This is a genomic window from Vibrio sp. 99-8-1 (genome assembly GCF_013114595.1).
Taxonomy (GTDB): domain Bacteria; phylum Pseudomonadota; class Gammaproteobacteria; order Enterobacterales; family Vibrionaceae; genus Vibrio.
The window spans coordinates 59,992-74,105 of sequence record NZ_VTXE01000027.1 but is presented as its reverse complement, the minus strand read 5'-3'; the positions used below and the strand labels follow the sequence as shown (position 1 = coordinate 74,105).

At 42.6% G+C, this 14,114-nt stretch carries 11 protein-coding genes; 1 reads left to right on the top strand and 10 read right to left on the bottom strand.

Annotated elements, in window-relative coordinates; all coding sequences use genetic code 11:
• Nucleotides 1-126: 126 nt before the first annotated feature.
• From F0227_RS15220 to F0227_RS15210, 3 genes are all read right to left on the bottom strand, one after another.
• On the bottom strand, nucleotides 127-3,285 hold the full coding sequence (locus tag F0227_RS15220) for an efflux RND transporter permease subunit (RefSeq protein WP_171754099.1): 3,159 nt from the start codon (nucleotides 3,283-3,285) through the stop codon (nucleotides 127-129).
• A complete protein-coding gene (locus tag F0227_RS15215) occupies nucleotides 3,282-4,601 on the bottom strand; it encodes an efflux RND transporter periplasmic adaptor subunit (protein WP_171754098.1) in 1,320 nt (439 codons plus the stop codon). The genes F0227_RS15220 and F0227_RS15215 overlap by 4 nt, the downstream gene beginning before the upstream one ends.
• A gap of 105 nt (nucleotides 4,602-4,706) precedes the next feature.
• The gene (locus F0227_RS15210; RefSeq protein ID WP_171754097.1) at nucleotides 4,707-5,195 is read right to left on the bottom strand and encodes an EF-hand domain-containing protein; all 489 of its coding nucleotides are present in this window, start codon (nucleotides 5,193-5,195) and stop codon (nucleotides 4,707-4,709) included.
• Between the two features lie 230 nt (nucleotides 5,196-5,425).
• Between F0227_RS15210 and F0227_RS15205 the strand changes: the two genes are divergently transcribed.
• On the top strand, nucleotides 5,426-5,899 hold the full coding sequence (locus tag F0227_RS15205) for a NirD/YgiW/YdeI family stress tolerance protein (RefSeq protein WP_171754096.1): 474 nt from the start codon (nucleotides 5,426-5,428) through the stop codon (nucleotides 5,897-5,899).
• Nucleotides 5,900-6,005: 106 nt separating this feature from the next.
• Here the strand turns inward: F0227_RS15205 and ugpC are convergent, their stop codons facing one another.
• The 7 genes from ugpC to F0227_RS15170 all read right to left on the bottom strand — a co-directional run bounded on the left by ugpC (nucleotide 6,006) and on the right by F0227_RS15170 (nucleotide 14,084).
• Nucleotides 6,006-7,121, bottom strand: coding sequence for a sn-glycerol-3-phosphate ABC transporter ATP-binding protein UgpC (ugpC, locus tag F0227_RS15200; RefSeq protein WP_171754095.1), 1,116 nt, complete (start codon nucleotides 7,119-7,121; stop codon nucleotides 6,006-6,008).
• Nucleotides 7,122-7,127: 6 nt separating this feature from the next.
• On the bottom strand, nucleotides 7,128-7,985 hold the full coding sequence (locus F0227_RS15195) for an ABC transporter permease subunit (protein WP_171754101.1): 858 nt from the start codon (nucleotides 7,983-7,985) through the stop codon (nucleotides 7,128-7,130).
• The gene (locus tag F0227_RS15190; RefSeq protein ID WP_171754094.1) at nucleotides 7,979-8,902 is read right to left on the bottom strand and encodes a sugar ABC transporter permease; all 924 of its coding nucleotides are present in this window, start codon (nucleotides 8,900-8,902) and stop codon (nucleotides 7,979-7,981) included. Before F0227_RS15190 ends, F0227_RS15195 begins: the two co-directional genes overlap by 7 nt.
• Nucleotides 8,903-9,032: 130 nt before the next feature.
• Nucleotides 9,033-10,280 (bottom strand): ABC transporter substrate-binding protein, encoded by a 1,248-nt coding sequence (locus tag F0227_RS15185; RefSeq protein WP_171754093.1) that lies wholly within the window; start codon nucleotides 10,278-10,280, stop codon nucleotides 9,033-9,035.
• A gap of 173 nt (nucleotides 10,281-10,453) precedes the next feature.
• Nucleotides 10,454-11,893, bottom strand: coding sequence for an ATP-binding protein (locus tag F0227_RS15180; RefSeq protein WP_171754092.1), 1,440 nt, complete (start codon nucleotides 11,891-11,893; stop codon nucleotides 10,454-10,456).
• A 24-nt stretch (nucleotides 11,894-11,917) separates the two neighbouring features.
• Nucleotides 11,918-12,649 carry a response regulator transcription factor gene (locus F0227_RS15175; RefSeq protein WP_171754091.1) on the bottom strand — a complete coding sequence of 244 codons (732 nt, stop codon included), beginning with the start codon at nucleotides 12,647-12,649 and terminating at the stop codon, nucleotides 11,918-11,920.
• A 418-nt stretch (nucleotides 12,650-13,067) separates the two neighbouring features.
• Nucleotides 13,068-14,084, bottom strand: a complete 1,017-nt coding sequence (locus tag F0227_RS15170; RefSeq protein ID WP_171754090.1) for an ABC transporter permease — start codon at nucleotides 14,082-14,084, stop codon at nucleotides 13,068-13,070.
• Nucleotides 14,085-14,114: the final 30 nt, after the last annotated feature.

Genomic DNA, 14,114 nt, shown 5'->3' with positions numbered 1-14,114 from the left:
TATGCAAATGTCAGATCACTATGCGCCTGCTAGGGCGCAGCCAGTAGGAGAGCCTTATAGGCGCATATGAAAAACCACCGGCTATGCCGGTGGATACTTTTTTTGTTGTTGGCGCTTATTACTGGCTTACGCCTTGTTTGTTAGAAGAGGACCATTCTCCACCGGCTTGTCGAGTGCCTCTGGCTCAGTTTTACTGGACGATTGTTGGTACAACACGATACCAAGATCATCAAGAATAATCATGACACATGGCACTACAATGGATGCAAATAGTGTAGCGGTGATTAAGCCAAAGGCGATACTTGCAACCAGAGGAATAAGAAACTGTGCTTGGGTACTGCTTTCGGTTAGCAGAGGGAATAGACCTGCAAATGTAGTCAGAGAGGTGATAAAAATGGCTCGGAACCGATCATGCACGGCTGACCGACAGGCATGAAGTAACTCATTTCCCGATGCTAAATTCTGTTTAATAAAGTTGACCAGTAAAATATTGTCATTGACGACAATACCTGCCAAGGTGGCAAATCCCACCAAACTCGGAATGGTTAAGTCTAGACCCAGAGCAAAGTGCCCCCAAACGACACCAATCCAGCCCATAGGGATGGCGAGTAGAACTGCAAGTGGCTGGCTATAACTTTGAAATAGCAGCGTTAAAATCAGATAAATACCGATGACACCCAGTAGGAAAAAACTGGCTAATGAAGAACCTGTATCGGCACTCTCTTTATCTTGTCCTTGAGAAACAAAGCTAATTTCAGGGTATTTACTCTTAATTGAGGGAACAAACTCTTGATTGAATTTGAGCATGATCTCCCGGGCGTTAGCAATCGAGGTATTTACGTTACCTTGAACAGTGATGGTGTTGACACTATTGATACGATTAATTCGGGAGAAAGCACGTTGTTGACTAAATTCGGCTACTGACGCTAACGGTATAAGTTGTCCATTAGAAGCCGTAATCGCGATGTCTTTCAATGTTTGTAGATCAGATTGGTGGGCAAATTCATCTAGCTTGACTGTAATGTCGATATTTTCGCCATCTTGGTACATGGATAAGCCAGATTGACCCGCGATGGCGCTTCGTAGGGTTTGCGCCAATTGTGAAGCGCTCACCCCCATCACACCTGCCTCATCCTTAAGGTGAATACCAATATCATTACGACCATAGCGTAGGTCGTCTGAAAGGTTAAACACACCGTCAAACCCTTTTAGCCATTTGATTAATGCGCGACTCACTTTCTTCATGTCTGTTAACGAATCACCTTGTATCCGTATATCTATGCCATTTCCTGCAATCCCACGCTCTTTATCGGTAAACTTAATAGAAATAACATCTGCAACTGGGCCTGTGTTCTTTTTCCAGTTTTGTACCAGTGATTTAATGTTTTGCTGGCGAAACTGAGCAGGAAGAAGATCGGCACTTACGGTCGCTATATGAGCACCAGATTCATTGGCATCAATATTGGTATTAAAAAATACGCTGGTGTTTTTGACTAACGGATCGGAGCTAGGGTAGCGCTGTTGGTAATCACTGTTTAACTTGTCTAGCGCGGCGGTAACTTTAGCCACTACCTGTTCGGTTTGAGGCAGCAAACTACCTTGTGGCAGAAGAATTCGAGCTTGAAGCGTATCACTCTCTAGGGAAGGCATCGCTTTAAATTTGAGCAACCCGGCAGGAAACAGTGCCGTTGATGCTAACACAAGGAAAAAGATCACACCCATGCTGAAGTAGGGGACTTTCATCGCTTTAACAGATAAGGGAACAAAAAGGCGATCTCGTATTTTTTCAAAGCCGTTAATAAAACGTTGCCTGATTCGATTTGGTGATGAGACTAAGTGACTGTGGACAAGGTGAGCAGGAAGGATCAGAAATGCTTCAATCAGACTTACCAGTAAAGTAATGAGCAATATGATAGGAATGTATCTTAGTACCTCGCCCATTTTTCCTGTTAAAAACATTAGGGGACCAATCACCATCAATGTGGTGGCAAATGACGCGAGTACACCGGGTAACACCTGTTTAGTACCGAGTATCGCTGCGTTAAATGACGACATTCCTTGTTGCTTTTTAGCCGCAATGTTCTCCGCGATGATAAGTGAATCATCCATTAACAGCCCAATAGCCACGATTAAGCCAACCATGGTCATCATATTGATGGTATATCCCAGCATATGCATTACGAATACCGCACCGAGAAAAGATACCGGTAATCCCATTGCGACCCAAAAACTAAAGCGGATATTAAAAAATGCCCAAAGCATCAGGAAGGCCAAGGCTAATCCTTGTAAACCATTGCTGCTAAGGATACGTAATCGTTCATTTATATTGACGCTAACATCTTGAGTCACCGTGAAGGTCACTCCGTGCGCGGCATTTGCCCGCTCTTTTTCGACAAGATTTTCAATTGTCTTGCGAACTTTGAGCGTATCTTGAAAGTAGGTTTTTGAGACTTGAAGCAACGCAGCACGTTGCTGGTTGAATAGAATTTTTTCTTCTTGCTGAGAGAAAGTTTGTTTGATATTAGCGATATCACCCAGTGTAATCAGGGTGCCTGCTGAACTGGTTTTTACTACCAAGTTTTTTAGTTCTTGCAGCCGTTCACTCTTCTGATCAAATCGAACGTTAATGGACTCTAAATCGCTATTAAAAACACCTGCGGGCACGCTAATGTTTTGCTGATCAAGTGCGTTGGAGAGATCTGAAATGCTGATACCATACTGTTTTAACTTCCAATCAGAAATGGTCACTTCCACTTCTCTATCTGAAAAGCCATCCAGCGTTACTTGAGCGATCATAGGGTTCGATTTTAAGCGTTGCCTAACCTGTTCGGCATAAAGGTAAAGATCCGTGTCTGACATCTCTCCAGTAATGGCGATGCTTGCTACAGAGGCGGTTCTATCTAGTTTACTTACGGTAATATTTTCAGCTCGGTCAGGAAAATCATTAATGGCAAACACTTGTTGTTGAATATCGCTGGTAACAATATCAATATCTTCACCGGATTGAATTTCAGCATTAGCGATGGCTAGGTTTTCGCGAGCATCACAACTGAGCTCTTTAATGCCATTTATTCGATCCAACGCGTCTTCGATAGGGAGGCATATCTCTTTAACTATCTCGGCAGGAGTGGCTCCAGGATAATTGACTCGAACTTCAATATCTTTGGTTGGCGTAAGTGGGAATGTATCTCTTTGTAACTTGGGTAAGGCGAATAGACCAAGTAATATAATGGTTAACATGACGACATTGGCTGCCGTGCGATGGCGAACAAAAAAAGCGATCATAGTTTATCTCCTATTGCTTTTTCTGCGCTAAACCCTGTTTCATTGTCTAACCATTTGAGCATTTTTTTATCTAATTGTGGCTTAAGGTTCATACCGGAAACCGCAGGAGAAAGCTGACTTAGCACCACTTTGTCTTTAAAGGAAATACCCGATTTGATAACCGCGATTTCACCTTGAATAAAGTCTATTTCCACAGGTTTTATCGACAGTTTTCCTTCTGGTGTGACGGTATAAACCTTGTCTTGATGGATTGCAGTCAGTGGCAATAAAATCTGTTTATTTATCACAGGCGCTTTAAGTATTACTTTGACAAAGGTATCTCTAATTAACGCCGGTTTTTTGCCGGGAGACGCTTTTTTATAAGGTGCATCAATAGTGACAATGATGCTCTGGCTTTGAGTCTGTACATCAATTTGCCCGCCTGAACGACCGACATCGGCCTGCCAGAATATGCTTCGGTCTCCTGCCTTAAGAATCACTTGTGCTTGTAGATCATTATGGATGTTGTTGTCGATTAAATTTCTGCTTTCTGAGCGTCGCAATGGCCGCATTTTTCCCAATGGAAATTGAGCGCTGACTTCCACCCTGTTTATGCCGTCTCCATAGAGGAGAATCTCTCCCTTGTTTACGTATTCGGCGACATCGGCTTTTTTCTCGGTGATGCGTAAGTCAAAAGGGGCAACAATATCCGTTTTTTGTAGATCTCTTTTGGCCAGATCTAACTGTGCCTGTAATACTTGTTGCTCGGCTTGATTAATCGCTAGGTTGTTTTTAAGTGTTTGAAGTTGTTGTTGACTGTTTAAAAGAGAACGCTTGGCGCCATCTAATTCGTTTTTTGAAATATGCCCAGTTTTATTGAGGCGTTCTGTACGTTGATATTCAGAGAGCTGAATGGCGTAATCTTGTTCAGCTATGGCAAGGGATGCCGCGATGGTTTTATCTCTGAGTAGAGAAACATTCTTTTCAGCCAGCAAGCGAGTAATCGCGAGTTGGTAGGGAGAGGGGTCTAACTTGATTAATGTTGTTCCTTTCTTGATGATGGCACCATTTTGTAGGCTTTCCGCAATCCAAATGATGCTTCCTTCAACTTCTGATTGAGCCTGCCAGCTCTGTTCAGGTTTGGTGTGCCCATAACCTATAGCATAAGGTTGAATACTTCTTGGTTTTACAGGCAAAACTCGAACCACTTTTTTAATGGCTTTTTGCTCTGCTTTAGCAGGTTCGGCTTTCATTGAAGGAGCAATAGCGATAATAAGTATGCCTAATAGTATTGGTGGCAAAATAACTGCCCGTTGTTTCCATCCAAACTTTGCCATTGTCACTGCTCCATAGAGATATTATTGTTGTTTTGATTGGGTTTTATAGTCAGTCACCAATTGAAGCGAACAATTGGTGACATGACAGAATCAACTTGTCGCTGGTTAGCCTTTGTTTTTGCCCTTACCATTGCCATTGCCATTGCCATTGCCATTGCCATTGCCATTGCCATTGCCATTGCCATTGCCATTGCCATTGCCATTGCCACTGTTTTTGTTTTTGTTATTTTTCTTTGTAGTTTGCTTTTTGGCGTTTTGTTTGTTTGCTTTAGATGACGCAGAATAACGCTTGTGTTGATTAAACTCTTCTTCGCTAATAAAGCCGTCTTTGTCTTTATCGTAAGAAGCTAATGCAGAAGTTCGACTAACGTTTTTGAGTGTTCGTCCCTCTTCAGTTTGTTCTGTAATGCGTTGTTTCCTAAATTCGGTTAGCTCTTGTTCTGATATTTTTCCATCACTATCCGTGTCAATGTCACTAAATTCTGGTTGTTGTTTGTTGGGGGAACCTGCACCGTCTTGATTGGTATCGGCAGCAGTCACAGCAGTAGCAATTGATAATCCAAGTAGAGCAATTAATACGTTTTTAATATTCATAGCAACATTCTCCTTTCTGGTATGTATATAAGTATACTCTAATTTAGGTTGTTAGCTAGAATAGAGGTCGTAAAGAAAGGTAAAGGAGAGAGTCGCGTAATCTGCATCTATAAACCTCCGTACATTGCTGTTTGGATGAACTCAATATGAATGGCTTTCTCACTCGCCATTAAGACGACGTCGGTAAACTACAAGTGAAAGTTAATAACAGGCTGAGTTGAGGAAGAGATATGAGTATTAAAACTAAAATGATGAAAATGAAAAACAGCGCTAATGAGCTAACAACAAAACATAAACGTAAGGCACTAGTCTCTGTTCTTGCCTCGGCGTTGGTATTGGGCAGCACCGGAATTGCCTTTGCTCATGATGACGATGGCGATGGTCATGGAGATAAAAGAGATAAACGCTCTACCGTATCGACGGTGAATTATACCGGTCCAGTTGAAACGACAACCATTGCTGATATGAAAGCGAACACAAGTTGGTTTAGTGAAGATGACTATATCTTAGAAGGGCAGATAACCAAGCAGTTAAGCAATCGTACCTTTGTGTTTAGTGATGGAGTGGATGAGTTAACCATTAAGTTGAAAACAAAACAGACGCCTTCTTTTTCTGATAAAGATACCGTGCGGATAAAAGGAGAGTATGAGCAAGAAATGTGGTCAGATTCTACATTTGAAGTTAAGCAGATAACCTTGTTATAAGAGTGACTCTTTATCAATGTCAATCAAGCTAGGGCATAAACGGTGATTTGGAATAGTAAAAAGGGATGCAAGCACTGCATCCCTTTTTCGTTCTACTCAATTTTGCTTATTCGAAATCGATACGTTGTTCTGATTCACCATCAAAGTAAACTGCTCTTGAGAGATCGAAGTTCAGTGAGGCAACATCACCAATTTGTCCTTCAAACTCAGGTGACAGTCTACACGCCACTTCTTGATCGTTGACTTTTACCATCGCAATGATATCTGGGCCGGTTGGTTCGATAACCTCCAGTTTTAACCCTAAACGAGTAGCGGCGGTCATGTTTTCGCTATCGGTATCGGTAATATGCTCTGGACGCAGACCAATGACAATTTTCTTACCATCTTGCTTACGCATAGATTGTGGAAGGCGAATTTGGTGTTGGCTATCTCCGCTTCCTGCTACCGTAATGATTGGATTTTGATCGTCATCTAAGTCCACCATGGTGGTGATGAAGTTCATTGATGGAGAGCCCATAAAGCCAGCAACAAACATATTGTTCGGTCTGTTGTAGATCTCTTTCGGCGTTCCAAGTTGCTGCAGTTCACCATCTTTCATTACCGCAATGCGATCCGCTAAGGTCATTGCTTCAATCTGGTCATGAGTTACGTAAACAATGGTGGTGTTTAACTGTTGGTGGAGGCGCTTAATTTGATGGCGCATCTCTACCCTTAGTTTCGCATCAAGGTTAGAAAGTGGTTCATCAAATAGATAAAGCTTTGGTCGGCGAGCAAGGGCGCGTCCCATGGCGACACGTTGTCTTTGACCACCTGATAGTTGAGACGGTTTACGGTCGAGCAAAGCATCAATTTGTAGCAATTCTGCTACGCGTTTTACTTCAGCATCAATTTCCTCTTTAGGCATTTTTCGGATTTTGAGACCAAAAGCGATGTTGCCTTCAACGGTCATATTTGGATATAAGGCGTAAGACTGAAAAACCATCGCGATATCGCGATCTTTTGGTTCAACGTGAGCAACGTCAACACCATCAATCAGTATCTCTCCTTGGTTAATATCTTCTAAGCCAGCGATGGTGTTCATCAAGGTTGATTTACCGCAGCCCGATGGGCCAACTAAAATCAAGAACTCGCCAGAATCGATACTAATATCTATGCCTTTTAATGTTTCTACGTCCGCGTTTCTGTATGTCTTACGGATCTGTTTTAAATCTAGAGTTGCCATTTTTTATTATCCTTTTACCGATCCAGCGGTTAATCCACGAACAAAATATTTACCTGCCAGTACATAAACCAGCAGAGTTGGCAAAGCTGCAATAATGGCAGCGGCCATGTCGACGTTATATTCTTTTATACCGGTACTGGTATTAACCAGGTTGTTTAGGGCCACGGTAATAGGCTGTGTTTCTGAGCCAGAATAAACAACACCGAATAAGAAATCGTTCCAAATGGAAGTAAACTGCCAAATAACCGTCACCATAATAATAGGGGTAGAGACGGGCAGCATGATCTTAAAGAAGATGGTGAAGAAACCTGCGCCATCCAATTTCGCCGCTTTAACCAGTTCGTCCGGAATCCCAACATAGAAGTTGCGGAAGAATAGGGTGGTAAACGCCAAACCATAAATAACGTGAACCGCCACTAAACCAGCCGTGGTATTTGCTAAACCAAGCTTCCCAAGTGTTGTTGCCATTGGTAGTAGCACAACTTGGAAGGGAATAAAGCAACCAAATAGCATGGCACTAAAGAAGAAGTTTGATCCTTTAAATTGCCATTTGCTGATAACATAGCCATTAAATGCGCCAAGTAGGGTGGAGATAGCAACCGCTGGAATCACCATTTGGAATGAGTTCCAGAAGTAACCTTTTACCCCTTCACATTTAACACCTGTACAAGCTGAATCCCACGCTTTGTACCATGCATCAAATACCCATTCTGTTGGCAGGGAGAGTAAATTACCTGCTTTGATATCTGGCAGTGTTTTGAATGACGTTGTTACCATAACGAACAGCGGCATTAAATAGACTAAGCAGAAGAATAGTAGAGCGGCATAAACAAAAACTCTTCCTAATGTCTTATTGTTCATGATTTCTTCTCCCTTAGTTCTGAATAGAGATAAGGCACAAGGATGGCTAAGATACCACCAAGCATCATCATTGCACTGGCTGCACCTAATCCAATTTGACCACGGGTAAAGGAGTGAGCGTACATAAATAGTGCAGGTAAGTCAGAGGCGTAGCCCGGACCACCAGCGGTTAACGCTGTGACAAGGTCAAAGCTCTTAATGGCGATATGAGAGGTGATGATAACAGCACTAAAGAATACCGGTCTTAAACAAGGCAAAATGATTTTTAAGTAAATGGTTGGTAAGCTTGCACCGTCAATTTGTGCTGCGCTGATAATAGAGTTATCGATACCGCGAAGCCCTGCTAAGAACATGGCCATGACAAACCCGGATGATTGCCAAACCGCCGCAATAACCAGAGTGTATACCACCATATCTGAGTTGACTAACCAGTCGAATTCGAAATTTTCAAATCCCCAGTCTCGCATCAGTTTCTCTATCCCTAAGCCGGGGTTAAGAATCCACTTCCACGCTGTACCCGTTACAATAAAGGAGAGAGCCATTGGGTAGAGATAAATGGTGCGTATTGCCCCTTCTTGTCGAATATTTTGGTCAAGCAATATGGCTAAACCAACACCCAACACAATGGCGAGCAAAATAAATAGCACACCGAAGATGCCCAAGTTGGCGATAGATGTCATCCAACGGTCGTTATCCATCAACTTTTCATACTGGATTAAGCCAGCGAAGTTGTAACTAGGAAGAAAACGAGAGCTGGTCAACGAAAGAATGGCGGTCCATATGATGTATCCATAAATACACACAACAACAATTAACATGCTGGGTGCAAGTACGATTTTTGGAAGCCAATTTTGTAACCTGTCACCAAAGCTGCGCTGAGGTGTAGGGGGTTTAATAGGCGAAGTCAAAACGCGCTCCATAACTTGTCCATAGGTACTGGGAGGTGAATATCCCAGTTAAGTAGGTGACGCTCAGGGAGGAAGAGCATCACCTCGGGTCTCTCAATGAGAGTATCTAATTAGGGCAAAACATGTTTTGCCCATGGTTAGATTACATTGCTGCTTTTACTGCTTTAGCCAGTTTAGCTGCGGCTTCTTTTGGATCTGCGTTTGAGTCGTTAAAGAAGTTTGTTACTACGTCATAGATTGCACCTTGAGCATAGCTGGTTGTTGACATACCGTGCGCCATACTTGGTACTAAATCACCACTTTTCGCTGTTGCTTTAAAGTCTTTCATAGAAGAAAGTGCACAAGCATCAAACTTAGACATGTCAGCATCTAGACGAACAGGGATAGAACCCTTGTTCAAGTTAAAGACTTCTTGGAACTCAGGAGTAAGGATGGTCGCGGCAAGCGCTTTTTGCGCTTTTTGCTGCTCTGCATCTTGTAGTTCAAAGAATGCAAAACTATCTACGTTGTGAGTAAATTGACCCGCTGTGCCTGGAGCTGGAACACATACGTAATCTTTACCCGGTACTTTACCTGCGGCGGTAAACTCGCCTTTCGCCCAGTCACCCATGATTTGCATTGCTGCTTCACCATTGATAACCATAGACGTTGCTACGTTCCAATCACGGCCCGGTGAGTTTTTATCGATGTAGTTATGCATTTTCTTGAACACAGTAAATACTTCGACCATTTTTTCGCCGCCAAGCACGTCCATATCTAAATCAACGAACGCTTTACGGTAACCATCAGAGCCTAAAATATCCAGAGCAACTGCTTCAAATACGGTTGCGTCCTGCCACGCTTGGCCACCATGAGCCAATGGAATGTAACCAGCAGCTTTTAGCTTGTCACCAACCATGAAGAACTCATCCATAGTCGTTGGTACTTTAGCGCCAACTTTTTCGAATACTTCTTTGTTTGCCCACAGCCAGTTTACACGGTGAACGTTAACGGGAACGGCTACGTATTCGCCGTTGTATTTCATAATGTCTGTCACCATGCTAGGAACAAGGGAGTCCCATTTGTTTGCAGCGGCAACATCATCTAAATCGGTTAAAAAGCCTAATCCACCCCATTCTTGAATGTCGTGACCTTTAATTTGCGCTGCTGCTGGTGGGTTACCAGAAACGGCACGAGTTTTTAGTACGGTCATTGCACTTGTACCAGAGCCACCTGCTACTGCGAAGTCTTTCCAAGTGTGACCTTGTGCTTCAAGCATGTCTTTAAGAGCGGATACTGATTTTGCTTCACCACCTGATGTCCACCAGTGCAATACTTCAACTTCGCCAGCTGATGCAAATTGAGTGGCAGTAAGGAGGGAAAGAGCTAATAGGGATTTTTTTATATTCATTGTTTTCGTCCGTGTATTGGATTATGCCAATTGGATATTGTCTATCCGTTTTTTGTAGGGTGTGTTACTGAAACGTGATTAAACATGCTGTTCATTAACACATCTTAATCCTAATCGGTATTTTTGAGATGAACTGAAACAAAGCGTTACCCCAACGTAACACTCCTGTTACATTAGACCGCTAAGTTACGTGGAATAAGGACTTCAGCGGATAAACCGCCAAGAGGGGAATTTTTAAGAATGAGATCTCCACCATGTGCGTGAAGAATATTTCGGCAGATACCCAATCCCAAACCGTGACCGTCTCGATCTTTTGCTAGTCTATAGTAGGGTTCGAAAACCAGTTCGAGCTTGTCTTCAGGGATGCCATCGCCTTCGTCTTGAACGAATAACAGTAATCCTTTTGGTGTTTCCTGAGCGGATACAACTACTCGATGGCCGTACTTAACACCGTTATCGATTAAGTTGGTCAATACCCGTTTAATTGCCAAAGGTTTGCCGATGATGGGTTTAATCGGTAGGTTGGCAATGTGAACACGCGTGACATCCTGATTATGATGCTCTGCTACAGAACGTAACATTGCCTTCACATCAATATGGGTGTTGTTCTCATGAATATCGGTATCTTTAACCGCTTGAAGCGCGCCTTTTACCATCATTTCCAACTCATCTAAGTCTTCATTAAACTTATCGCGAGTTTCGTACTCATCTAATAACTCTGCTCGAATACGTAACCGAGTTATGGGGGTTTTTAAGTCATGAGAAATAGCAGAAAAAAGCGTTTCCCGATCATGCACGTAATGCCGAATACGACTTTGCATACGGTTGAATGCGCGAGTGGCCATTACCAGCTCATTTGCCCCTTCTTCTTCTAACTCGGGCTGCTCTATATCGATACTCATTTTATTGGCTGCGGTGGCGATGTTTTTAATCGGCCTTACTTGTCGCCGAATAAGGAAATAGACCAACAGCATAAGGATCAAGGTCGAAAATAGCAGAAAGAGTAACTGCTCAGAACTGAGAATGGTGTCATCTAAACTAACGTAAGGAGCCGGGAGTAACGCGGCGATGTAGATCCATTCGTTGGTACTTAACTCTATTTGAACCACTAGAATAGGAGGGTTCAATGGTTCAAGAGTGAGAGTGTAGTAAGCCCATGACTTAGGCAGGTCATGAAGATAAATATCATTTTTGAGTACCCGCAGTTTATCGGGCTTAGAAAACTCGACAGAGATGGTTTTTACATTGTTTAGTTTGTCGGTTAAAACTTGCCGTACCGCTTTTAAAGAGGCCTGTTCCAAATAGTTATCTGGAATAGGGTCAGTATCCAGTTCTCTTTTATTGAAGGAAACGAAAAAACGAGTACCACCCATATTTCGAATCTGATCGAGTACGATATGGCGGTATTGGACAGGAAGTGCTTGGAAGAAGTTAACGGTAGAGGCAAATATACTCGCCATACTCGCAGAGGTAGAGCTTATCCCTTCCAGCTCTTTTTGCTTGGTTTGCGAGTACCATATTGAAGTCGCAATGCCTTGAGCAAGAATAACCGCGACTAAGGTCAACCAAAGTGTTCTGGCAACCAAAGAGCGAGGCGAGAATAACCTTTTCATCTTACTGTTCTCATAAGATATGGGTTAGTTCTCATAAGAGACAGGGGCGGTAAAAATATAGCCGTTGCCTCTCATGGTTTTAATATATTGATGCTGTTTCCCATTGTCTCCTAAACGTTGACGAAGCCGACTTAGCTGGACATCTATTCCGCGTTCAAACGGCAGTGCAGCACGGCCGCGTGTTGCAAACGAGATGGTATCTCTATCCAACACTTCGTTAGGTCGGGCCAAAAACAGCATTAATAAGGCAAAATCGCTGCCTGAGAGTTCGAACTGTTCATTGGTCTCTTGATTTAGCAGACTGTGGGCTAGGATATCCAGATGCCATGCGCCAAAATTAATTGCTTTAGGCACCTTGTCGGTATTTGACTCTGAATCTTCCTTCTGGAAACGACGTAGTACCGCTTTAATGCGTGCAACGAGTTGGCGGGGATTAAAAGGTTTTGCAATATAGTCGTCAGCACCGATCTCTAATCCAATGATTTGGTCGGTTACATCCGATACCGCCGTCAGCATAATAATCGGGACATTGGATTTTTTTCGTACCTGCTGGCATAAAGCAAACCCATCATCTCCGGGCAGCATAATATCGAGCAAAATGAGTGTTGGATAACCATGTTGTTCAATATACTGATGCATATCATCACCGTCTTCAGCAACAGAGACTAAGTAGCCAGATTTAGAGAGATACTTATCGAGTAATTCTCGGATCTCTTTGTCATCGTCGACCACTAAGATATGTGCTTGTTCTTTCATTCTTTTCCTCTGTTGACGGTAAATACATTCGTGGCTAATTCTATCTGTCACAACGACTAAGGTAACGAATTGTTATGAAAAGTATGAGCTTTGTTACTAAGTTTAATTCAGGATTTGATCTGGTTCATGTATCTGAAGGAGTTGGCGACTCTTTTTAGAGAGTTTTTGTGTGAAAATACTCTGGCCATTGGAACCTGTTGGACATTGACTGACAGCCATAATGATCGGTTTACCAGCGACTTTAGAGGTTATCTAACTTAGTACAATTGTTTCTTTAACGTAGAGAGAAAATTTAATAGAAAGAACTTAATTGATGAATTGCATATACAATTACACTTGTTCAATACAGCAAAAGCCACAGTAATCACTGTGGCTTTTGCTGTAATGGACTTATTCATGTTAATTTAAATAAAATCAGTTACTTGCTTTTCTTTTGTCTCTTCATATCAAATATAACCGCACCAACAATGACTAATCCTTTCACTACTTGTTGCCAATATGCAGAGACGTTTAGTAAATCTAGCCCATTTTGCAGAACCCCCATAATCATGGTTCCAACGATGGTACCTTGTATAGTACCGATTCCACCCGCATGACTCACACCACCGACCGTCGCTGAGGCAATGGCATCTAACTCATACATTACCCCAAGTCCAGGTTGACCAGAGTTGATTCGAGCAGCAAGAATAAGTGCTGCGATACCAGCAAGCATACCAGCATAGGTATAAACGAGAATTTTGTATTTTTTTACATTTATCCCAGATACGTATGCTGCATTTTCATTTCCACCAATGGCATAAGCGTATTTGCCAAACCGAGTGTAGTTAAGCAAGATATAAGAAATAAAGGCCATTATAATGAAAATGATCACAGGTACAGGGATACCCATTACTGAGCCTTGACCTATCCACTGGTAAGACTCTACTAGAGTACTTACAGGACGGCCGTCTGAGTATAATAGCGCAGCTCCCCGAGCGACGATCATCATACCTAATGTGGCGATAAAGGGAGGGATTCCTGTGTAAGCAATTAACCAGCCATTGATGAGTCCACATAGAGCACCTACCGCTAATGCAATTAATATAGGTATTATGATCGGTAGCTCTGGCATCGTTGGATACATACGCATCGCCCAATCAACGGATTGAGCCATACTGGCAGAGACAACCGCAGCAAGCGCGAGTACTGAGCCGGAGGATAAATCGATACCTCGAGTAATAATGATGATAGTCACACCAAGTGCAAGCAGACCAATACTCGCCATTTGGGTCATTACATTTAAAAGGTTCGCTACAGAAAGAAAAACAGGAGATAAAATACTCATTACAACGCACATTGCTATGAATACAAAGTAAATGGCGTATTTCGAGATGAAATGCTTAATATTTTTTGGTGACTTATCACCAGACGTTGCCTGAATAATTTTGGCTATCATGACATTAATTCCTTGTTCGGATAGTCCTAT

Bases quoted from the DNA above. Each gene is read 5' to 3' on its own strand.
- F0227_RS15210 (WP_171754097.1), bottom strand. From the start codon at position 5,195: ATGAATATTAAAAACGTATTAATTGCTCTACTTGGATTATCAATTGCT.
- F0227_RS15180 (WP_171754092.1), bottom strand. From the start codon at position 11,893: ATGAAAAGGTTATTCTCGCCTCGCTCTTTGGTTGCCAGAACACTTTGG.
- F0227_RS15190 (WP_171754094.1), bottom strand. From the start codon at position 8,902: ATGGAGCGCGTTTTGACTTCGCCTATTAAACCCCCTACACCTCAGCGC.
- F0227_RS15175 (WP_171754091.1), bottom strand. From the start codon at position 12,649: ATGAAAGAACAAGCACATATCTTAGTGGTCGACGATGACAAAGAGATC.
- F0227_RS15205 (WP_171754096.1), top strand. From the start codon at position 5,426: ATGAGTATTAAAACTAAAATGATGAAAATGAAAAACAGCGCTAATGAG.
- F0227_RS15220 (WP_171754099.1), bottom strand. From the start codon at position 3,285: ATGATCGCTTTTTTTGTTCGCCATCGCACGGCAGCCAATGTCGTCATG.
- ugpC (WP_171754095.1), bottom strand. From the start codon at position 7,121: ATGGCAACTCTAGATTTAAAACAGATCCGTAAGACATACAGAAACGCG.
- F0227_RS15215 (WP_171754098.1), bottom strand. From the start codon at position 4,601: ATGGCAAAGTTTGGATGGAAACAACGGGCAGTTATTTTGCCACCAATA.
- F0227_RS15170 (WP_171754090.1), bottom strand. From the start codon at position 14,084: ATGATAGCCAAAATTATTCAGGCAACGTCTGGTGATAAGTCACCAAAA.
- F0227_RS15185 (WP_171754093.1), bottom strand. From the start codon at position 10,280: ATGAATATAAAAAAATCCCTATTAGCTCTTTCCCTCCTTACTGCCACT.